The organism is Acinetobacter sp. CE-15, from assembly GCF_051059255.1.
In the GTDB taxonomy this organism is placed as follows: domain Bacteria; phylum Pseudomonadota; class Gammaproteobacteria; order Pseudomonadales; family Moraxellaceae; genus Acinetobacter; species Acinetobacter guillouiae.
Genome location: NZ_CP192737.1, coordinates 35,066 through 56,332, shown reverse-complemented (window position 1 = coordinate 56,332; position 21,267 = coordinate 35,066). Strand labels below are relative to the sequence as shown.

Sequence of the window (21,267 nt, the reverse complement as noted above, 5' to 3'; positions counted from 1 at the left end):
ACAACTAAGCTTAGCAGTTAATTATTTATCTGTTTTTTTCATTAGCAATCACTAAAAACTTATTTTTTTGAAAATACAAAGCCTTTTAAGCTGATGCTCATGCCTTTTTCTGACTTTATAGGAGCATCGTGACTCATGGCGAGCTTATTTCAACCTTCGTGGAAAAAAATCACCCTTATGAGTGCTAGCCTTGCCACCATCATGATGCTTACTGGATGCTCAAAACCACAAGAAACCACAACCTTAAATATCGGTTTTCAAAAATATGGGGTCTTGCCCATTATCAAAGCACGTGGCGACTTAGATAAAGCCCTAAAGGAAAAAGGGGTAAATGTGAAATGGGTTGAATTCCCTGCTGGTCCTCAACTGCTAGAAGGTTTAAATGTCGGTAGTGTGGCCTTTGGTGAATCTGGGGAAGCACCGCCTATTTTCGCCCAAGCTGCAAACTCAAATCTGGTCTATGTTGCCAATCAACCTGCTGCACCTTTGGCTGAAGCCTTAATTGTGCCGAAAGATTCAGCCATTCAATCAGTCCAAGATTTAAAAGGTAAGCGTGTAGTTTTGAATAAAGGTTCAAATGTACATTATCTTTTACTCAAAGTTTTAGAAGCAAATCATTTAAAACTTGATGATATTCAAGTGGTCTACCTACCACCAGCTGATGCACGTGCTGCCTTTGAAAAAGGTGCTGTAGATGCTTGGGTCATTTGGGATCCGTTCTTTGCTGCTGCTGAAAAACAACTCAATGCCAAAGTCATTGCGACAGGTCAAAAATTGGTCAACAACCACCAATTCTATTTGGCTGATCGTAAGTTTGCCGAACAACATCCCGATGTTTTAAAAATTGTGGTCAATGAACTGAATACGACAACGCAGTGGGTGTCTCAACATCAAACCGATGCGGCAAAACTCTTAGAAAAACCGACGGGCTTACCGCTTGATATTTTGAATACCTCAATTTCTCGTATGGGTTTTGGTGTGACTCCAATTTCTAACGATGTGGTAAAGAAACAGCAAGCTGTCGCAGATGCTTTTTATCAACAAAAACTCATTCCCAATAAAATCAACATTCAAGCAGCTGTTTTAGCGAATTAATTTCGCCAACAGCGCCGTTAAAGAGGACATTAATATGACCCAGCAAATCGCACAACAAAACACAGCCTCATGGTTCAATGCAACGACTCATGCCATGACCACGATGTTGATCTGTAGCGCAATGCTGGGTTCAGCCTCTGTGTGGGCAATCGATCCAACGGTAAAAGAATTACGTATTGGCTTTCAAAAAAGTTCTATTAATTTTGCAATCGCCAAACAACAGAAATTGTATGAGAAAGAATTTCCAAATGCCAAAATCACTTGGAATGAATTCCCTGCGGGTCCTCAAATTTTAGAAGCCCTTGCTGTAGGTTCTCTGGATGTTGGTGTCACTGGCGATACCCCACCAGTATATGCCCAAGCCGCGAATAAACCGCTGTACTACATTGCCTATGAAGCAGCCAAGCCGTTGGCTTCGGCAATTTTAGTGCCTAAAGATTCAAAAATCACCAAACTGAATGAGTTGAAAGGTAAACGTATTGCGTTACAGAAAGGCTCAAGTGCGCATTATTTATTGGTACAAGCTGTCCGTAAAGCTGGTTTGCAATGGTCAGACATTCAACCGATTTGGTTAACCCCTGCTGATGCCCGTGCTGCATTTCAAAAAGGTGCTGTCGACGCTTGGGCGATTTGGGACCCATTCTTTGCTTCTGCTCAAGTTGAAGATCAGGCGCGTATCCTCGCCTCAGGGCAGGGTTTAAGTCCGAATTATACCTTCTATTTAGCATCGCCAGATTTTGTAAAGAAATATCCTCAAGCAGTTAAAGGCATTATCCAGCAAATTAATATTGCTGATAAATGGGTACAAGCCAATCGTGTCGCAACAGCACAAGCCATCGGGCAAAGCACTGGTTTAAAACCGAAAGTTAGTCAAACTTTTATTGAGCGACGCCCAAGACCTTCGGGTGCAGCACCGCTTTCAGCAAAAGTAATTGCAGATCAGCAACAACTGGCCAATCGTTTTAGCGAACTCAAAATTATTCCAAACAGCATTGATATCAAACAAGCCGTTTGGACTGCGAAATAATATTTTCTAAGGATGAATGAAATGAAAATCTTCTGGTTTATTCCTACTCACGGTGACAGTCGTTATTTAGGCACAAGCAAAGGCGCTCGCCAAGTGGACCATGCTTATATGAAACAAATTGCTGTAGCTGTGGATAATTTGGGCTATGAAGGTGTACTCATTCCCACGGGACGTTCATGTGAAGATCCATGGATTACTGCTGCGAGTCTGATTGATGCGACTAAAAATTTAAAATTCTTGGTTGCGTTACGTCCAGGCGTAACAACACCTGCACTCGCGGCACGTATGGCTGCAACTTTTGATCGTCTATCCAATGGACGGGTTTTGCTCAACCTCGTTACAGGTGGTGATGAGCAAGAATTGAAAGGTGATGGCGTATACGAAGACCACGCTTCACGTTATAAAACAGCAGCTGAATACACCACGATTTGGCGTGAAATTTTAAAACGTTCACATACGGGTGAATCATTTACCTTCCATGGCGAACGTTTAAGTGTAGATGATGCCAAACTGCTTTATCCACCAATTCAAGCGCCTTACCCACCACTCTGGTTTGGGGGCTCTTCTGAAGATGCGATTGAATTGGCTGCTGAGCAAGTTGATACCTATTTGACTTGGGGCGAACCACCTGCTGCAGTCAAAGAAAAAATTGCAGTAGTGAAAGCGAAAGCCGATGCCAAAGGTCGTCAACTTAATTATGGTATTCGTTTACATGTCATTGTTCGTGAGACCAATGAACAAGCATGGCAAGCTGCCAATGAACTGATCCAATATGTAGATGATGCGACGATCGCCGCTGCACAGAAAAAATTTAAACAAATGGATTCCGTCGGTCAGCGCCGTATGGCTGAACTACATAATGGTGATCGTAGTAAGCTTGAAGTATCGCCAAACCTTTGGGCAGGAGTTGGACTCGTTCGTGGCGGTGCAGGTACGGCTTTGGTCGGTGATCCACAGACTGTTGCAGATCGTATCCAAGAATATGCAGATTTAGGCATCAATACCTTTATTTTCTCAGGCTACCCACATTTGGAAGAATCTATTCGCTTTGCTGAACTAGTATTCCCATTACTGCCGTTGGAAACACGCAAGAAACTCACGCAACCTAATTTGACTGGACCATTTGGCGAAATCGTTGCCAATAATTACACCCCTGAAGAGAATAAAAAACCATTACAGGAGCCTGCATGAATGCCTTAATTAACAATGCTGCTCCAGCCAAAAGTACTGCCGTTTCACGTGGAACGAAACAAATTGGGCAGCGTTTGCTGCCTTGGATTGTGCCGATTTTACTGATTGTCATTTGGCAAATTGCGTCTAAAACAGGATTGCTTGAAAGCCGTGTTTTACCTGCACCGACAGCGGTAGTCTCAGCGTTTTGGGCACTTTTAGTCAGCGGTGAGCTTTGGCAGCACGTCAAAGTCAGTGCTGGTCGCGCGCTACTTGGCCTCTTAGTTGGTGGTGGGCTCGGTCTATTTTTGGGACTGCTTAATGGTTCATCAAAAGTTGCATCCAACTTATTGGATACCACCTTGCAAATGATCCGAAATATTCCAGCATTGGCGCTGATTCCATTGGTTATTTTATGGTTTGGAATTGATGAGTCTGCAAAACTCTTTTTAGTGGCTGTCGGTGTGTTTTTCCCGATCTACATCAATACCTATCATGGGATTCGTTCAGTTGATCCTCAATTGATTGAAATGGGAAAAAGCTATGGATTAAGCAGATGGCAATTGTATAAAGACATTATTTTACCGGGCGCAATGCCTTCAATTTTAGTGGGTTTACGCTTTTCACTGGGGTTGGTTTGGGTACTGCTGATTGTGGCGGAAACAATTTCCGCACAATCTGGAATTGGTTATATGACCATGAATGCGCGTGAATTTTTACAAACAGATATCGTGCTAGTGGGTATCTTGCTGTATGCCCTTTTAGGCAAACTTGCCGATGTATTTGCACAATTTTTAGAAAAATACCTATTGCGTTGGCACGCAGGTTATCAAAAATAGGAGTCTGATATGACCGATTTAAGCATTAGCCAATATGCCAATGACTTGGTGGCACCAACTGAGATTGTTGAAGAACAACAAGCAAAAATTGGTGCAGAAATTTCGATCGAACAACTGCATAAATATTATGGCGAAGTTAAAGTTCTTGAGGACTTAGATTTAAACATTGAAGCAGGTGAATTCGTTGCAATTGTGGGACGCAGCGGTTGTGGTAAAAGTACCCTACTGCGTTTAATTGCCGATTTAGAACAACCCAGTTATGGTGAAATCAAATTTAAATCTTTATTAAATTTCCGTGAAGGGATCATTGCAGATGATATTCGGGTGATGTTCCAAGATCCACGCTTATTGCCATGGAAAAGTATTCTAAAAAATGTGCAATTGGGTCTAGCCAAAAACCAATTTTCTAAAGCTGAGCAATTATTAGAAAAGGTTGGATTAAAGGAGAAATCTGGACTTTGGCCATCACAGCTTTCTGGTGGACAACGCCAACGAACGGCGCTTGCTCGTGCTTTGTCACATACACCACGAGTCTTATTACTGGATGAACCTTTAGGTGCTTTAGATGCATTGACGCGACTAGAGATGCAGAATTTAATTGAAAAGTTATGGTTAGAACAAGGCTTTACCACCATCCTTGTTACCCATGATGTCAGTGAAGCGGTTCAACTCGCCGATCGTATTATTCTTTTGGATAAAGGACATATTGCGCAACAGTTTCAAGTCGATTTACCACGTCCACGTCAAAAAGGTGTAGCATTTGCCGAACTTGAACAACAGGTACTCAGTGCTGTTCTTGCGACATGAACAGCAACAAAATACCCTTTTGTTGGCAACGCAAGGTATTGTCGGGCAGAATATTTTTGTCTTTATATATTAGGGTTTGCTGACAATTCGTCTATGTTTGCGACTACGTGTATTTTTTAGTCGATACTAGGCGCGAAATACGAAATTTAGTCATTCTAAATGATGAGAAACATCGTTTCGCAAGGTAACAACGTAGCGGCAAAAAACACACAAGTCCCCCGCTGCGCCTTGCGCTGCAAACAAAGCAGTGCTTTGTTCTTGCTCAGGGTTGTGGCCAAAATTATCTCAGTCTTCGTTATGAAACTCGAAAATAGTCTCGCTATTCTCTTCGTTTCATGCCTTGCCTGCTCAATTTTAACCTACAACGCAAACCATTTATGAAATGCCAACAAACCCCAACCTTGCGGAACCATGTTGCTGATCTTGAATAATTAAATCGAATATTTAGTCGTTTTGATCGGATAGAAAATGTTCGCTGTCACAAATATGTTTAAGTTTTCAACTGTTTCTATTGATTAAAAATGAGTTGGGTATTTTAAAGCAAGTCAGTTTTCTTAAATGAAAATTAAATCATGCTATTTAAGATTATCTAATTTTTAAATTAACTCAAAAATTAACCTTATACTAAAAAATGTCACAAAATTTAAATATTAAGTCATAACTGACAGAATTTTAAAATAAGATTTGCTCCAGTTTAGTGCAAAATTAGATAATAGGGATCTACGATCGACTTAATAATAAAACTTCATCATTATTTATCAGAAATATACCAAAATAATGCTGCTTTCTGTGCACAAATCAAACATTTTACCGTACAATTTAATAATCAGTTTTTCGATTAAAGATGCGATGGAACAAAAAAAGAGTGCTCAAAAACGCCAGCAGCTGCTCAATGCTGCACTTGACGTATTTTCTGTCTATGGTTTCAACGGCGCAAGTCTAGATGAAATCGCTCAATTAGCAGATATGCATAAATCCAATATTTTCTACTACTATGAAAATAAAGAAGCCTTATATGTTGAAGTGCTAACGACAGTTATGCAGAAATGGTTAGCACCGTTGCAGTCGCTTGAGTCAGAATTGGAACCGACAGAAGCTTTGTCACATTACATCATGACCAAAATTGAAATCTCTAGAACTCAGCCTAAAGCTTCAAAACTTTTCGCGTTAGAAGTGATTCAAGGCGCACCACATATTTTACCGATCCTCAAAGGCCCGCTTAAAAAGCTCTTTAAACGCAAAGCTAAAGTGATTTTAAACTGGCAGGCGCAAGGTAAAATATCAGATCAAATCGATGCCGAATTGCTGATTATTAATATTTGGGCATTGACTCAAAATTATGCAGACTTTAGTACTCAAATTGAAATGGTGACTGGTAAAACTTTGCGTAATAAAAGTATGTGTCAACGCGCAATTGAACATACAATCCATATGACTTTATATGGTGTGTTACCGCGCAATTAATCATCCAATATACTTATTGGTTATTTTGGCAAACGGCCATAGAGTTCTATGGTCGCCAAGACTCAATTTTAAACTTTATATAATACTCAAACAAACTAAGTCTTTAATAAATAGACTGATATAGTTTTAACAACTTTTGTGCACCCAATAATAAATTATCTTCCCAATCTAAATGTGCGGTGTCATTTGCACCATCTGTAATGTATTTAATCGAAACGAAACGCACATCTAATTTTTTACAGACTTTAGCCAGTGCATAGCCTTCCATATCGACCAAGTTACAGCTCACTTTGGGTTGTCCTGTTTCAAAACTATCCCCTGTACCACAAACACCCTGCGCTAAATGTTGAAAATACGATTCTAAATGAATTTCGCCTGGAAAATGCTCATCCATTGGCGTAACGCCCACATCAAAACCGAGTGGGGAAACATCCATATCACGTTGCACAAAGGTTTTTACCTCAATCAACTCATGGGCATCAAAGAAAGAACTTCCTGCACTACCTAAATTCAGTATGATTTTACAGCCGGTTTTTTGAATAACATCGAATGCCGTATAGGCTGCATTAATCTTGCCAATCCCGCTATAATGGACAGTGATACCTGCTTGTTCAAATAAGCCTTTAGATTCATTGGGTAAAGCCATAATCAGTGCAATGTCGTCTTTCATATCTATTCAAAATTAAAATTTTCCTTATTAGAATGGAAATTCAAATCCTGATCAATCTTATTATTAACTCAAAATTTTAAAATCATATACAAATCACTACTGTACCTATGACTTTGATTGCGCATAATGTTTTAATAGAAAAATAGAGATGAAAATAAATGAATATCCAAATCATCGTGGGCAGTATTCGAGAAGGTCGTGTTGCCATTAAAGTCGCAGAATGGTTACTTAAAGAAATCCAAAAACTCGACTTCAGTACCCTCAATGTTGAAATTGTAGATTTAAAAGAATGGGATTTACCTTTCTTTGCCGGGAAAAACTCACCCGCCTCAGGAATCTATGATCAGCCTAAACAGCAAGAATGGGCGAAAAAAGTTGCTTCTGGAGATGCGTTTATTTTCATTACACCAGAATACAATCACGGCTATAGTCCTGTACTGAAAAATGCCATCGACTTCGTTTATAAAGAATGGCAGAGTAAACCTTCGGCTTTTGTCAGCTATGGCGGTACCAACGGTTCACGTTCAATTGATCAAATCAAACAAGTCTGTGCTTTTATTGGCATGATTGACTCTAATGCAGTCATTGAACTGCGAGATATTGGACAACGTGGTAAGAGTGAAACCTTTGAGGGAAATGAGTTTGATAATAAAGCAGTCAAGTCTGTGGTAAACAAACTCATCCAATATGCCAATGTCTAAAATCACATTGTACGCTTTAGCTTACATCACTTGCATGCATTGACGGCTAGGGAAGTTGAAGCAAATCCCCTATTCTATAGTCATAGGGAACAGGAAGTTTCCCAGACATAAAACAATAATAATCGGTCTGTACATCAGGAAGTGAGGTAGAACAGGAGTTTACCTAGCGAACCAATACGAAAAAGCCCCGTCAGGATGATGGGGCTTTTTTTATAACTTGGACTTTTTAATTTTGCCCAACTGTTAATGACTGATCACCAATACATTTACATCCGCAAGATAAAGGTGAATTATGCTGAGCAGCGGGCTTCCCCATCACCAACATATGATTATCACCTGCAACAATGCTGGCGACACATTTATGCTTGGGACAGGTCGCCTTATCCCCTACACACGCAATCGCTTTACCATCAATCAGAAAAGAAGACTGAGCAGAAATAATTTTTCCACCACCTGTCGTGGGTGACCCTAATGTGATATATGGAAGTGCCATAGTGCCTACCTTTTATTGTTTTGTTATTGAATAAAAATTTATAAAACATCGAACTCAATACGGCGGTTCTTTTTACGCCCATCTTCAGTTGCATTATCAGCAACAGGTTTGGTTGAACCCAGACCAGCTGTGCTTAAACGAGTCGGTGCAATGCCTTTCGTAGTTAAGTATTGCTTCACCGCTTCAGCACGTTGCAAACTCAAATCCTGATTCTTCTGTGGATTACCTTGGCTGTCAGTATGCCCCACAATTTTAACATTTTTACCTTGGACTTTATTTAATGCAACCACCATCTCGTCTAAGATTTGTGTACCTGTTGGGGTAAGTACGGCTTTGCCAGATTCAAACTCAATAATTCGATTTTTTAGTGCATTATCAATCACAGATTGCTCAGCAGCATTCACTGAAATTTGTGAATTAAATCGATAAGGTGGTTGAACTAAGGATTGGAATAAACTGGTGGTTGGCTGAATATCAGTTTGTACACCCATTTTCCCAACCAATTCAACTTGCGTGCCTCGTACAGAGAGCTTACCTTGGCTAATCTTCTTTAAATCTGGGGTAATCACACGAGTAACCGAATCACTCCAGCCATTCGGTGCGGATACGGCTCGAATTTGGATTTTATCAACAACTTGATCATCACCATAAACCGCTTTTAATTTCGCCAAGATTGCTTGTTTGGTCATGTCATTCGGCACAGCACCTTCAACCACAATCGGGGCAGCAAACACATTGAATGAACAAAATAAGCTAGAAATAAGCGCAAATTTTTTCAATATTTTGACTTGTTTATTTTTCATATCATTATTCATCTATAAATGTTTGTCTAAAAATTTTCATGCCTTGAACCAGACTCAATTGACGTTCACATAAAGACTGTTCTAGTGCTGCTAGACCTGCATTCTGTTCCAGATAGGCATCAATCCATAACGGTTTGACCAAAGACACCCAATGATCATTTTGCATATTTTGAGTGAAAATATTACTCAAAGCCGTGATATCTGCCCCTTGGAATCCAAATAATAAAATTGGAGACTCCTGGTGAAGAATACCAATCAAGATCTCTGTATTACTTTTTTCTAAAAAGCGTCCGATTAAGTTGACCCAAAAGGCAGCAATTTCATAGCAATAATTATGATTATTAATCGGTAAAATAAGCACCTTAGATAACTTACTGGTACCGTGTTTAAGCACCGGCTGTAGTAATAAGCCCAAACCCAACATACTTTGTGCCAATTCATAAGGCGTGATCTTCATCATTTGTGCAAATGAATGCATGGTATGATTTTCAAAAAAGTCCTGCGTTTTTAATTCAGGTAGAACCTGTATTTCACGATCAATTTCACCCAGCTTATTGATCAATACTTCAGGATCACGAATGGTTCGGATGCTTCGATTTTTTTGAAATAAATCAATCAATACCGGTTTATATTTAAACGGCGCATAGAGTAAGTTTTGAAAGGGGTGATCAACTTCTAATAACTGGCTTAAAACCATTGGAAATTGACGACCAGAACTGTCTTCACTGGTCACCATATTTGCCGCAAGAAACATTCTTTCCTTAGGGTTTGCGATAAAGAAGTCTAAAGGTGCTAATGATTCATAAGCTTGATTAAAATTTTCTTCTCGCATTGCAAGCTCTAAAGCTTCCGTAATCCATTGATCAATCACTTGAATCAATGAATATTGCCCTTTTGTTTTCAGAAAATCACCACGTGCGGGACATTTTCCATAATACAACGGTGTAGACTTTATCGTTTGCATACTTTAATCCCTCGCGTCAAATCGTTCCCTTTAATCATTGAGCCACTCCTTTTCCAGCAGCATTTGCCGCATTGCCAGCAGGTGCCGCAGTTGGGCTTGCTGGTGCGGTTGTCTGAGGCTTAGGTGCAGCTGCTGTCGGTGCAGTCGCACCGCCAAATGGTGAAGCCGCTGGTGAGTTTGCACTTACGGTAACAGGCGCTGCCTGTGCTGCAACAACCAATGGTGCTTTAGGACTTGTGACTCGATCAACCAGTTTTAATCCAACATAGCCACGATTAGAACCAATTGGATTTGAAGCATTACCACTAATTAAACGGAATTGAAGTTTCACAAACAAATCACTGTTTTGTTTGCTTGCCCATGTCATTTCAAAGCTTCCATTCAATGACTTGCGTTGTGCACTATCAATTAATTTATTGATCCCGTATTCACCCGGCTCATCAAATATAGTATGGGTTTGCCCATCTAAATCTATTGCCGTAATCCGTGCTCCCGGTATTGCACCAGGATTTGGCCACATGAAGTTAACCCATTGTTGGATGCCATTTTCATAAACCAAACGCTGCCCATCAATATCAATGGTATAGGACAATAATTTGTTGTTTGGGATTGGATAGAATTGGAAATTTGACTGATTGGCTGCAACTGGAGCACCACCTGCTGCTCCAGCAGAAGCACCATTAATTGGGGTGGTATATTGCTCAAAATTCATCACGAATTCAGGATTTAAACCAATACCCATGTTTTTCCAAGTCTTCGATGACAACGTATAACCACGACGAATAACAAATGGATCAAGGGTTTCTTTTACAAATTTAGAAATGCTGCCGTTATCACCAAAAATTTGACTAATTTCACTACTGGTCGCTTGAATCGTTCCAGATGAGTTAAATGGCACTTTTTGCGAAAGTGTTTGGCTAAATGGTTGGAAAGCCTGCAAGGTCCAAAGTTTATTAATTTCGTCCTGTGCTGGGGTCAACAAACTGTCAAAAGATTGCGTTAATGGACTCACCAACAATTTTTGAACCATTTGCTGATCCAACTCACCCAAACCAACCGTCAATTTTTCATCGACGACTTTTTGAGTGGTGTTGAAAACTGAACTTTGATCATTAATGGTCAGTTTCGCTAAGGCCAAAGCACTTGGACCAAAGTCACCTGCACTGCGTAGATCATTCAACTTACTTCTGACTTGAGCCATATTCTGTAAATAATCATCCAGCAGTGATTTGTTCTGTAAATCATCACGTTTACGGACCAATTGGTAGAATACTTGGAATTGTTGAGAAATCTGCCCTTGTGCTTGATTAGATGCACGTTGGATATCATCCGTTTTACCTTGACCTAAAACTTTACGCTTAAACCAAGCAATAAAGCCTGTTTGTGGTGCAGCAAGTTCAGCTTGAACAACTGGATTATCCCAACTGGTTTCTTTTGCAACACGGTCAATATAGGTACGGATTGGAGAGTTTTGTGGCTCACCCAACACATCCATGACCTTGGCTTGCTGAACAAAATCAGCACCTTTCGCATAATGGGTAGCATTAATAAACTTCTTCCATTCAGCTATATATTCTTGCTTATACAACTGGGTTAACTGTTTACGAATTTGGTCAGGGCTACCACTAAAAGTTAAATCATCGGACTGGGTACTATTCAACACCCAATCTTTGGTATCTGTTGGCTTATTCGCAGCTTCTTCAATCGCTTTATCGACATATTCATCCCATGCTTTTTGGGTAAATATACCAGGCAATGCATAACCACCGAGCATGACATTACGATTGGTTTCACCGACAATTTGCGCCACCGTCACTGCAGGGAATCGAACAGCCGCACGCATTTTAATTTCATTATAAACGCGATCACGTGCTGGCATTCCACGTACAACAGAGAGCAACACTTGACGGGTTTGATCGACCAATTGCGCATCAGACTCTAACACTGGAAACTTTTTATCATTGACTAAAGTCATTGAGTAGCTCAATATTTTTTCAGCTTTTTGAATCATTTCGCCACGCGGCATTTGCCCACGATTGGTGTCTAACCATGAACGCCAGAAGCGAGTGACTTGGTCACTTAAATGACTCGCATCCATATATTGTGGATTACTCATCATCAAATAGGCTTTTAACGCATTGTAGGCATCTTGTGGATTGGTATCAGAAGGTTCTGATGCAATCTGTGTCGAAGACGCTTGTTTAATTTCTACATTGACATGATTTTGCTTAAGCGTCTGCTCATTGCCTTTTACACGTTGTAAATATTGCGCAATGTTTTGCTGGCTCGGCGCTAAAACAATCTGTTTCACCCCTTTTAAATATTCGGCTTTTAATTTTTCTTTTAAGTCATTGCCTTGATATAGACCAAACGAAAACTTCAACGGGCGATGCTGATCAAAATCATCCAATTGTTCTAAACGTTGTTGCAAAATCAGTAATGCATCGATTTGGGTAGAGAGCTCTTGACCCGAAGTTTGCTCCATTTGCACAACTTTATTTAAATCGGCCTGAACATCTGCAATCAATTGTTGGTTATTACGATAAGACCATACCCATAGACCTAAAATGATGGAAACACCCAATAATGATGCAATAAACGCCAAATAACGTTTACGCTTTGTGGTCGGGTTAATATGTTGTTTAACTAGGTTTTTATCTTTGAGAATGACTTCTGAGAATAAACCTTTTAAGAAATAGCCATGATTCTGAGAAATTGAATTTTGTGGAATACCATGTTCGCTATTGGGGATTTTCGTCAGCTGAAAATCATCAACAATTTGTTCCGTCATTGGGCTTTCTATCACGCCCTCTTGTAAAGCACTGGTAAAGTAAAAGCCACGGAAGACTGGTTTAAACTGATACGGATTTTCTTCAAATAAAGTACCAATAAACGTTTTTAATACAGGTTTTAAAGTCTTAAATTCAAGTGGGAAAGTCATCACACTTGGTGAAATATTTTGCGCATGACGGCGACTTAAATGGGTGGTACTGACCCCTTTTAATCCATCATATAAAATATTGTAGTGCTTCTCGAAATGTTCTACGGCATTCTGTGATGATTCAGAGTCATAGGGTAAGGTCGCGCCCCACACTTGATCAAACTCAGCAGATTCATAACATTCAAAAAATTCAGTGAATCCTGCAATCAAATCCATTTTAGAAAAGACCAAATAAACAGGTGCAAAAATTTCTAAACGTTCAGTTAAATCTTGAATACGCGCTCTTAAACTTTTCGCCAATTTGATTGATTTTTCAGGGCTTTGACTGACCAACTCAGCCACACTAACAATCACAATTAAGCCATTGATCGGTGCTTTAGAACGGTTCTTTTTCAGAATATTTAAAAAGCCTAACCATTCTGAATGGTCTTCAGAATATACAGAGTATCGACCAGCTGTATCCAGCAAGACCCCTTCTGTTGAGAAAAACCAATCGCAGTTTCGGGTACCACTGAGTCCTGAAGACACCACTTTTTGATGGGTCTCTTCAAAGGGAAATTTTAGTCCAGAATGGTAAATTGCCGAGCTTTTTCCCGCAGCAGGGTTACCAATCACCATATACCAAGGCAACTCATAGAGTGCCGCATTACCACTTTTATCACCCAATTTAGACTTACGAATCAATTGGATCGAATCTTTCATCTGCTGATTGATCAGATTTAATTCTTCTTTATCTTTTTGTTTTCCATATTCAGCAGTGGTGTCTTGTTGAATCGCTTCAGCCAATGCTTCACCTTGTTCTGCATGTTTACGGCGCTGGATCAACCAGTAGATGCCGTAAATCACCAATCCAAGAATGTAAGCTGCAACCATCATAAAGAAGTACTGACGCGGCACTACACTATATGAAGAAACGATCGCCACCAGAATCGAAAGCGCAATCACCAGTTTCGGGTTTGTGATGTACTGCCATGCATAGCTTAAAATTGTTTGTATCATTTTCTCTATTTCTTTCTAAATTTATCTGTAAGTTCTATGCAAACTCAGTCCCAACAAGCACTTGGGTTTGCTGATGTTCAGCACTATAAACATAACCGTACAACTCATCTTTAAAGTGCAAACTCAACATAAAACCAAAAACTTTGGCTAAGGGTTGGGTATGGCCTAGGCTATTTTTACTATAAAGATAATGATGCGCTTCAATCGCTGTTTCGGCAAAGTTTTGTTCAAGTTTCTTTAACAGCTTGATCTCTGCTGGGTCGTCTAAGACCAAGACAAAGGGCTGTTCTTGATCAAACTGTTCTGCTTGGTCTAAATTCAACTCTTTTAATGTTTTAGATGCCTGATCAGAATTTAAAGCAATTCGAATATACTTTATTGCTTGTAAATTTTGCAATTCGACCTGGGTATTTGTCATACAACAGGTACTGATATACTCAGATGGAATATATTTTTCAGTCATCCACGTCCGATCATCTATGGTTTCTTGATCAATTTCTGAATCTACTGCAATAAACAGTGATGCCTCAGCATCTAAGAGTTGGGTTCTTTTCAGCAACTTAATCCAATCTTTATATGCGGTTGTCTCACCCCAATAATGATATTCAGTGCCAAATTGCTGATCGAGAATGCCCAGCTCAGTAAGATAGTGGTGAACCAACTCTGAAGCTGAACTTTCATCCCAGCTATGGAATAAGTTTTCTGGCAAAATAATATGGATATTCAAACGATTAAGTCGCGGCACTGCTTCTGCGACCTGTTGTTCTATCGGCTCATCCTCATAGTCACGATGAGGGTCAATCCAAGCAGGATGCATACGATATTCATGTGCAAGTTTGGCATCATAAAAGAGTGCTGAGTTTTTTAGGTGCTCTGCAATTTGATATAAAGTTTCAGTATTCTGTTCTAATTGCTGCTGAATTAATGCACTTATACGCTTTTGACGACTGGAAAGACTAGATGCCTCATCCTCTAACGGTTCTTCAATCTCTTGAACACGGAATGAAAGAATCGGTAAGCCATAGCCATTGACCAATTGCGAATCAAGTTCAGGACTTGCCACATCTTGAAGCTGATCAAGCTGTGCTTCATTTTCGCCTAAGGCACTTAAACTTGTCGCTGAATAAACTTTCAAGTCTACCCATTCAATTTTTTCTTCAACTTTAGCTTCTGTGGTTTGTTGTTGTTCTGAACGTTGTTCTGCCTCAATTCTTTGTTGTTCTTTCTTCTCTTGGCGGCTTTGATAAATCTTTTTGATCAACATTGGGCTTAGAATTAACAAAGTAATCGCCGCTGGAATCACCCCAAAGAAAATCAGAAAATCTTGCCCATTTGGGTCATATTTAATATCACGCCAATAAAACACCACAATTACCGAAACCAGTAATATTGTGCTGACTAAAGTTCCTAAAATTATTTTGATCACTTATGACACTCCAATCAGTGCATAACAGGTTTCATCATTGTCACTTTGAGTTTTTGGCATCACAAAAGCACCTTGTGCCAAACCGATTTGTGTTGTTGAGCTCAGTTGTAAAGGCTGGACTTCCTCTTTTGCCAAGACTAAACGTAGATCGACAAGTAAGGTGGGACTACACCAACTTTGCAGAATTTTCTTTAACTTCTTACTCAATTTTTTCTTGGGTAAAAATTCTAAATACTGTGCATGGCTCAATGGTCCAATTTGAATCTCAATTTTTCCATCAATTTGTCGGATCGTTTCTCCACAAAAAGTATTTACACCTAACAAAAAAGGCTGCTTGCCTCCCAAAGTGGTTTTCTGATCATCGCCGAGTTTAAACTTTTCGGTAATATATTCTTTGACTTCAACGTGTTGATTGAACACACAGGTCAGCATTGTCTTGAGTGCATGGGCGGTATTGTTTTGCCCCTGCATTAGCCCAGAAAATTCAGCAAAATAATCGTCTAGATCACTCTGTTGATGCTGTGTCCGAATATAACCATTTAATGCATGCAGGATTTCTAAGTAATTATTTTCTTTTTCAACTTCATAACGTACAGGCAGGTTATAACTTAAACTGGCTTCAACAAATTGAGCTGTAAGCTTATGATTAAATAAGCCTAAAAACTTTTGAACTTCAACACGCTGTTTACGCGGTGCTTGTTTCACTTTATTGGTATAGGTATACGGCATTGCGCCTTGCATACCGGTTAAACCGACAATCAAATTGGTAAGATGAATTTTTTCATCTTGTTGTTCGAGTAATTCAATTTCATGTTTTGGGAAGTTCAAATTTAATGAACTTTCAAAAAGAAAATCGTCAGACCAATTCTTTAAAACAGCGGTATTGGGCGCATGTCTAAATAATCGTGTGGTTTGGATAAATTCAAAAGCTGTAGGGGTTTTAAAAAGCTCATCAATTACAGAAGCTTCTTGCCACCAACGTTCTGTACGCATTGGTATAACTCCTGTTTTGTATTTAAATCTCGAACAAAAACGTCAACAAAACTGTTCATCTGTACTTTTAAGTTAAAGATATGACTGATCAATTCGCTGAAAATATATAAGCTATGCCCTCTAAAGACTTGGACATCCACATCCATTAAAACCTTGACCCCACGGACAAACATTGGAAAGGGTTTGGCTTCAACCAGTTTATTGGTGATTTCAAACTCAATTTTTTTAATTGCATCAATAATTAAATGATTTTCTTTAGATTTTGGTAGATTATAAAGCTCTAATAATTCTTTAATATGGCTGACAGCATCACCCTTCATTAACGCTAAAGTATTTAATGAAAGATGCGAAATAATACGCCATTGTTCATTCTTATTTTTTTCAAATTGGAACGGTGCAGTAGGTCTTTTTAACACCAATGCACGACGAGCAACGGTACTGTCATTCAAATTCAAGACATTGTTTGACTGACCCAAAGCTTCGTGCGGTAATTCACGATTGGAACATAACAATTTACAACTGACAAAATCAGACTTAATACTGTGTGGTTCTAATTGTTTAGAAATAATCGAATAGCCCGTTTCGACATATTGATTTTGTAAAACGGTTGGATTTAATGCATAAAAAAACTGAATATCGTCACCGTGATAATGACTCATGGCAAAGAAAGGTAAAATTGGATAGACCACTTGATCTTGGTTGCTTTTTTCACGGATCAAATTCATTTCAACGATTGAATACACTTGATAGAACTCAGGATGATGTGCATCCGTCATCAAAGGATATTCTAAGTTTTTATGATTGATTTTTTGTGGCTCAGCTTGTTTCTCAAACAAATTGACGACAGGACTGGTAAATAACTTAAAATTTGCCACATTCAATTCTGAATAATTGCGAATAATGGCTTGATCATTTAAATTCAGTTTTAAATGGATCTGCACTTCAAAACTTAGATTTTCTTCTTTTAATAATTTTAAAAAATCTAAATTCAAATTTAAATAACTAAACTTTTCAGGAAAACAGAAATATTCGATTAATAATCGATAGGCATGATGGGTATGTTGATCAACCGGCAATAAACTTTCATTTTCATCAAAGCCCATCACTTCAAACGGATTTTTTATCGCCACAACTTTATGATTGATGCGCAGACTAAAACTGGTCTCTTTATGAAAGATATGATCTAAAACTTGTAAAGGAAAGTTTGAAATCGCATCCAAATAAATGGGCAGCTTTTCATTTTTCAACCAATTTTTAGCAGGGTTTAATAACTCAAATTTTAAATTTAATGTCGCATTTTGGTTTAAATGAATATGTGCACTAGGATTGGTTTGGAAACTCAGGCTTTCCAGTTGGATCGGCAGCAATTTAACTTCAGCACTGGTATTAAACTCACATTGGACACCTTTGAAACTTCTCGATTTTAAAGTGGTCCCCTTGGGAATAATGTGAACATCTGTCAACTGTTTTTGCTTGTTTAAGTCTTCAAAACTCACAACTGAACACGCCGGAAAATGGCGTAAATATTGAGGAAACATCACCTCAAATAAAGAACGTGTAAAGATGTCGTAACTATCAGCTAACTTTTTATCAATACGTGCGGCAATTAAAGAAAATGCCTGTATCAGGCGTTCAATATGTGGATCATCAATTTGTTCTTGATTTAAAGATAATCGTTGTGCAATTTTTGGGTATTTATCTGCAAAGGCACGCGACTGCTGTCCAAATTCTTGTAATTGCTTTTCATAATACGGTAAAAGTTCTTCTATCACGACATACCTACTTTATTTTAAGATCTGGCAGAAATCACATATTGCTGTGTTGTTGGCTTAAGTAAGGCATCAAAAATTACAGGTTCATAAAGTGGGTGGATATTTAAATAAGCTTGAATGCTTAGGCATAACGAACCAACATTTTGGTCATCTAACTGCATTTCTACTTTAATTTGTTTTAAGCGTGGTTCATGTGCAGCAATCGATTGTTCTATGGACTGGCAGATGGTATCTCGATCGGTTGGATTCGCTGTGGAAAGCCCAACAAAATCAATAATGCCAAATTGTACGATAGACTTTTTTACTAAAGGGAAATCATCGATTTCCAAATCTAGCTTGGCAATGCGTGTATTTAATAAGTCTTCTAAATCATGAGCAACAGACTCTCTTAACTCATGAATCGAAAGCCCTTTGATATAATCATCTTCAACAATTAAACGATCAAATAGTGTAGATCGAAATCCATATGGGTATAGTTGATCTAAATTCATAATGTATATTCTAATAATATGAAACAGATAGGGACCCGAGTCCCTATCTGTTCCAACAAACAATTAAGCAGCGTAAGATGCAGTATTGTTAGAAAGAGACCATTTCTTAGTAACGGCACCTTTAGCAGAACCGTTAATATCTTGTTGATTATAAGTCCACTCAACCGCAGCATATTTAAGACCAAATGCTTCAGTTGGAACACCTTCTTCATTTACCGTAGGCGTTACACTTGAAACAAGTACATGCTTAAGTTTGATTTGAAGGTACTTAATACGTTTGTCACCATTTGCACGGTAGAAGTCAATTTGAACTTCATCAAATGTATAACCCGCAGAACAAGCTTCCCAAAGTTTTGGACTAGTTGCATCCAAATCTTTAACAAAAAGCATATCTGAGTGTTCTACACGTTCAGCAGTATGACCACCAACGCTTGAAGAAGTCGCAGATTTCGGCTGACGAATATTATGAGACCAAGAATTAACTTCTAGCCAATTTTTGTGCTCAGAATCACGTGACTCGCCATCAACCTTGTACTTGCCTTGAAATTGAACGTATATATCTTTCATTGGATTACCCTTATTTTTTAAAGTTATTATTTAGCCACGCTCTATTTTAATTCGAGGACTGAGGTAACTCAGTGACAAGTCGCAAAGAAACCGACAACTCATCTAGCTGGAAATGCGGTCTTAAGAAGACCACAGACTTGTAGTGCCCTGGCTCTGCAGGATTCTCTACAACTTTTACAGAAGCTTCACGCAATGGATACTGCGCTTTTGCTTCTTGTGAAGCACCATCATCAAGCAATACATATTGTGATAGCCATTCATTTAAAAATGCTTCTACATTACCCGCTGAAGCAAAGCTTCCGACTTTATCTCGCATCATTGCTTTTAAATAATGTGCAATTCGAGAAACTGCCATGATGTATTGGATCTGGCTCGATAATGACGAGTTCGCATTTGCGGTATCACTGTCATACTTCTTCGGTTTTTGCGTAGACTGTGCACCAAAAAATGCTGCGTAATCTGTATTTTTACAATGAACAAGTGGAATAAAACCTAAGTCACTCAACTCTTTCTCACGACGGTCAGTGATCGCAATTTCAGTTGGGCACTTAAATACAACTTCACCATCATTGGTTTTGAAAGTATGTACTGGTAAGCCTTCGACCATACCACCACCTTCAACACCACGAATCGCAGCACACCAACCATGGAGGTCAAATGCATTGGTCAAACGAGTACCGAACGCATACGCGGCATTCATCCACAAATATTCATCATGGTTTTGCCCTGAAACTTCTTCCACGAAGTTAAAGCCTTCAGTCGCCCAACCTTCTTTTGGATCATAAGGCAAACGGCCTAAAACGCGTGGCATTGTCAACGCAACATAACGAGCGTCATCGCTTTCACGGAAAGAACGCCACTGTACATATTCTGCTGTTTCAAATACTTTTGAAACATCACGAGGGCGATCAATATCTGTAAATGATTCAAGGCCTAACATATTACTACTTGCTGCCGAAATAAACGGAGCATGTGCCGCTGCTGCAACATGTGAAATCTGTTCTAACAGATACATGTCTGAAGGGGTACGGTCAAACTCGAAGTCACCGATCAATGTCGCATAAGGTGCGCCACCGAATGAGCCGTATTCTTCTTCATAAACTTTTTTAAACAAGGTACTCTGATCGAAATCTGTCGCGCCTTGGAAATCTTTAACCAATTCTTTTTTCGTTGTGTTTAACATACGAATTTTGATCAACGGATTTGAAGGTGACTCCTGACAGAAGTAATACAAACCACGCCAAGTCGATTCAATTTTCTGAAACTGCTCATTGTGCATGATTTTACTGAGCTGCTTTGAAATCAGCGCATCTATTTCAGCAATACGCTTATCAATCGATAAAGACATATTTTCTGAAACAGTGATTGTTCCTGCCATCACTTCTTTGGCTAATTCACCAATCAAGCTTTTCGCACGGTCATGCTCTTCGTCATTACGTGCAATGCGGCTACGCTCCACAATAGAATCAAGTAAACTTACTTCTTCTACGGCTGCATCTTGCACAGTATTGGTTTGTAAATTACTCATTTTCAGGACCCGCCTCAGCGCTTAATTTACGAATCTGATCAGTATTTTGTAAGACTTCATCAAGTAAATCTTCCAAACGCTCACTATTTGAAATCTTGTTTCTCAAATCCGTTAAACGTTCACGAGCTTCAACTAATTTTCTCAATGGTTCTACTTGTTGTACCACTTGTTCTGGTCTGAAATCTTCCATCGATTTAAAGGTTAAGTCGACTGACATACGCCCACCCTCTTCAGTCAGCGTATTTTCAACTTGATATGCAGCACGTGGAGACAAAGACTCCATCACTTCATCAATGTTTTCTAAGTCGACATTGATAAATTTTTTATCTTTTAGTTTGGTTTTTTCTAACTCAGAAGCAGCAGAAAAGTCACCTAAAACACCGACAACAAAAGGTAACTCTTTAATTTCTTTACCATCACCGACTTCAACATCATAAGTCAGTTGAACACGTGGTGGTCGGATTCGCTGTAATTTCTTCTGTACACTTTCACGTTTTGACATTTTTGTTATCCATTA

The 21,267-nt window shown here is 39.1% G+C and carries 18 protein-coding genes and 2 pseudogenes; 7 read left to right on the top strand and 13 right to left on the bottom strand.

Annotation, left to right across the window (positions count from 1 at the left end):
- The first annotated feature begins 135 nt into the window (after positions 1-135).
- The 6 genes from ACQ7EO_RS00240 (at position 136) to ACQ7EO_RS00215 (ending at position 6,402) form a co-directional block, all read left to right on the top strand.
- Positions 136-1,095 carry a sulfonate ABC transporter substrate-binding protein gene (locus ACQ7EO_RS00240; RefSeq protein WP_434278659.1) on the top strand — a complete coding sequence of 320 codons (960 nt, stop codon included), beginning with the start codon at positions 136-138 and terminating at the stop codon, positions 1,093-1,095.
- A 94-nt stretch (positions 1,096-1,189) separates the two neighbouring features.
- On the top strand, positions 1,190-2,122 hold the full coding sequence (locus ACQ7EO_RS00235; protein WP_434279582.1) for a sulfonate ABC transporter substrate-binding protein: 933 nt from the start codon (positions 1,190-1,192) through the stop codon (positions 2,120-2,122).
- 21 nt (positions 2,123-2,143) lie between these two features.
- Entirely contained in the window at positions 2,144-3,313 is a 1,170-nt protein-coding gene (gene ssuD, locus ACQ7EO_RS00230; RefSeq protein ID WP_004723543.1) for an FMNH2-dependent alkanesulfonate monooxygenase, read from the top strand.
- The gene (gene ssuC / locus ACQ7EO_RS00225) at positions 3,310-4,131 is read left to right on the top strand and encodes an aliphatic sulfonate ABC transporter permease SsuC (RefSeq protein WP_434278658.1); all 822 of its coding nucleotides are present in this window, start codon (positions 3,310-3,312) and stop codon (positions 4,129-4,131) included. The genes ssuD and ssuC overlap by 4 nt, the downstream gene beginning before the upstream one ends.
- A 9-nt stretch (positions 4,132-4,140) precedes the next feature.
- A complete protein-coding gene (locus ACQ7EO_RS00220) occupies positions 4,141-4,938 on the top strand; it encodes an ATP-binding cassette domain-containing protein (RefSeq protein ID WP_105714168.1) in 798 nt (265 codons plus the stop codon).
- 849 nt (positions 4,939-5,787) lie between these two features.
- Positions 5,788-6,402, top strand: coding sequence for a TetR/AcrR family transcriptional regulator (locus tag ACQ7EO_RS00215; protein WP_016539535.1), 615 nt, complete (start codon positions 5,788-5,790; stop codon positions 6,400-6,402).
- Between the two features lie 103 nt (positions 6,403-6,505).
- Here ACQ7EO_RS00215 and ACQ7EO_RS00210 read toward each other — a convergent pair whose 3' ends face one another.
- On the bottom strand, positions 6,506-7,072 hold the full coding sequence (locus ACQ7EO_RS00210) for a 5'-nucleosidase (protein WP_434278657.1): 567 nt from the start codon (positions 7,070-7,072) through the stop codon (positions 6,506-6,508).
- A 158-nt stretch (positions 7,073-7,230) separates the two neighbouring features.
- On the opposite strand from ACQ7EO_RS00210, the gene ACQ7EO_RS00205 reads away from it, so the two are divergent.
- Entirely contained in the window at positions 7,231-7,773 is a 543-nt protein-coding gene (locus ACQ7EO_RS00205; protein ID WP_004723548.1) for an NADPH-dependent FMN reductase, read from the top strand.
- A gap of 226 nt (positions 7,774-7,999) precedes the next feature.
- On the opposite strand, the gene ACQ7EO_RS00200 is transcribed toward ACQ7EO_RS00205, so the two are convergent.
- From ACQ7EO_RS00200 to tssB, 12 genes and pseudogenes are all read right to left on the bottom strand, one after another.
- Complete coding sequence (locus ACQ7EO_RS00200; RefSeq protein WP_004723549.1) at positions 8,000-8,266, bottom strand: PAAR domain-containing protein; 267 nt, start codon at positions 8,264-8,266, stop codon at positions 8,000-8,002.
- Between the two features lie 38 nt (positions 8,267-8,304).
- A complete protein-coding gene (locus ACQ7EO_RS00195) occupies positions 8,305-8,955 on the bottom strand; it encodes an OmpA family protein (RefSeq protein WP_434279581.1) in 651 nt (216 codons plus the stop codon).
- 118 nt (positions 8,956-9,073) lie between these two features.
- Positions 9,074-9,565 (bottom strand): annotated as a pseudogene (locus tag ACQ7EO_RS00190) (type VI secretion system-associated protein TagF); the annotation flags it as partial.
- Between the two features lie 71 nt (positions 9,566-9,636).
- Positions 9,637-10,033: pseudogene (gene tagF, locus ACQ7EO_RS00185) on the bottom strand (type VI secretion system-associated protein TagF); the annotation flags it as partial.
- A 34-nt stretch (positions 10,034-10,067) separates the two neighbouring features.
- Entirely contained in the window at positions 10,068-13,973 is a 3,906-nt protein-coding gene (tssM, locus tag ACQ7EO_RS00180) for a type VI secretion system membrane subunit TssM (RefSeq protein ID WP_434278656.1), read from the bottom strand.
- A 34-nt stretch (positions 13,974-14,007) separates the two neighbouring features.
- Positions 14,008-15,399 carry a hypothetical protein gene (locus tag ACQ7EO_RS00175; protein WP_004823594.1) on the bottom strand — a complete coding sequence of 464 codons (1,392 nt, stop codon included), beginning with the start codon at positions 15,397-15,399 and terminating at the stop codon, positions 14,008-14,010.
- Positions 15,400-16,392, bottom strand: a complete 993-nt coding sequence (gene tssG / locus ACQ7EO_RS00170) for a type VI secretion system baseplate subunit TssG (RefSeq protein WP_034617199.1) — start codon at positions 16,390-16,392, stop codon at positions 15,400-15,402. It lies immediately after the preceding gene.
- On the bottom strand, positions 16,356-18,164 hold the full coding sequence (gene tssF, locus ACQ7EO_RS00165; protein ID WP_004823592.1) for a type VI secretion system baseplate subunit TssF: 1,809 nt from the start codon (positions 18,162-18,164) through the stop codon (positions 16,356-16,358). The genes tssG and tssF overlap by 37 nt, the downstream gene beginning before the upstream one ends.
- Before the next feature lie 17 nt (positions 18,165-18,181).
- On the bottom strand, positions 18,182-18,655 hold the full coding sequence (tssE, locus tag ACQ7EO_RS00160) for a type VI secretion system baseplate subunit TssE (RefSeq protein ID WP_004723556.1): 474 nt from the start codon (positions 18,653-18,655) through the stop codon (positions 18,182-18,184).
- A gap of 63 nt (positions 18,656-18,718) precedes the next feature.
- Complete coding sequence (locus ACQ7EO_RS00155) at positions 18,719-19,222, bottom strand: Hcp family type VI secretion system effector (protein ID WP_004723558.1); 504 nt, start codon at positions 19,220-19,222, stop codon at positions 18,719-18,721.
- Positions 19,223-19,268: 46 nt separating this feature from the next.
- Positions 19,269-20,750: a type VI secretion system contractile sheath large subunit gene (tssC, locus tag ACQ7EO_RS00150; protein ID WP_004823591.1), complete on the bottom strand. Its 1,482-nt coding sequence runs from the start codon at positions 20,748-20,750 to the stop codon at positions 19,269-19,271.
- Positions 20,743-21,252 (bottom strand): type VI secretion system contractile sheath small subunit, encoded by a 510-nt coding sequence (gene tssB, locus ACQ7EO_RS00145; RefSeq protein WP_004723560.1) that lies wholly within the window; start codon positions 21,250-21,252, stop codon positions 20,743-20,745. Before tssB ends, tssC begins: the two co-directional genes overlap by 8 nt.
- Between the last annotated feature and the right edge of the window lie 15 nt (positions 21,253-21,267).

Bases quoted from the DNA above. Each gene is read 5' to 3' on its own strand.
- ACQ7EO_RS00210 (WP_434278657.1), bottom strand. From the start codon at position 7,072: ATGAAAGACGACATTGCACTGATTATGGCTTTACCCAATGAATCTAAA.
- tssG (WP_034617199.1), bottom strand. From the start codon at position 16,392: ATGCGTACAGAACGTTGGTGGCAAGAAGCTTCTGTAATTGATGAGCTT.
- ACQ7EO_RS00195 (WP_434279581.1), bottom strand. From the start codon at position 8,955: ATGACCAAACAAGCAATCTTGGCGAAATTAAAAGCGGTTTATGGTGAT.
- ssuD (WP_004723543.1), top strand. From the start codon at position 2,144: ATGAAAATCTTCTGGTTTATTCCTACTCACGGTGACAGTCGTTATTTA.
- ACQ7EO_RS00240 (WP_434278659.1), top strand. From the start codon at position 136: ATGGCGAGCTTATTTCAACCTTCGTGGAAAAAAATCACCCTTATGAGT.
- tssB (WP_004723560.1), bottom strand. From the start codon at position 21,252: ATGTCAAAACGTGAAAGTGTACAGAAGAAATTACAGCGAATCCGACCA.
- ACQ7EO_RS00215 (WP_016539535.1), top strand. From the start codon at position 5,788: ATGGAACAAAAAAAGAGTGCTCAAAAACGCCAGCAGCTGCTCAATGCT.
- tssE (WP_004723556.1), bottom strand. From the start codon at position 18,655: ATGAATTTAGATCAACTATACCCATATGGATTTCGATCTACACTATTT.
- ssuC (WP_434278658.1), top strand. From the start codon at position 3,310: ATGAATGCCTTAATTAACAATGCTGCTCCAGCCAAAAGTACTGCCGTT.
- ACQ7EO_RS00200 (WP_004723549.1), bottom strand. From the start codon at position 8,266: ATGGCACTTCCATATATCACATTAGGGTCACCCACGACAGGTGGTGGA.
- tssM (WP_434278656.1), bottom strand. From the start codon at position 13,973: ATGATACAAACAATTTTAAGCTATGCATGGCAGTACATCACAAACCCG.
- tssC (WP_004823591.1), bottom strand. From the start codon at position 20,750: ATGAGTAATTTACAAACCAATACTGTGCAAGATGCAGCCGTAGAAGAA.
- ACQ7EO_RS00155 (WP_004723558.1), bottom strand. From the start codon at position 19,222: ATGAAAGATATATACGTTCAATTTCAAGGCAAGTACAAGGTTGATGGC.
- ACQ7EO_RS00220 (WP_105714168.1), top strand. From the start codon at position 4,141: ATGACCGATTTAAGCATTAGCCAATATGCCAATGACTTGGTGGCACCA.
- ACQ7EO_RS00235 (WP_434279582.1), top strand. From the start codon at position 1,190: ATGACCACGATGTTGATCTGTAGCGCAATGCTGGGTTCAGCCTCTGTG.
- ACQ7EO_RS00205 (WP_004723548.1), top strand. From the start codon at position 7,231: ATGAATATCCAAATCATCGTGGGCAGTATTCGAGAAGGTCGTGTTGCC.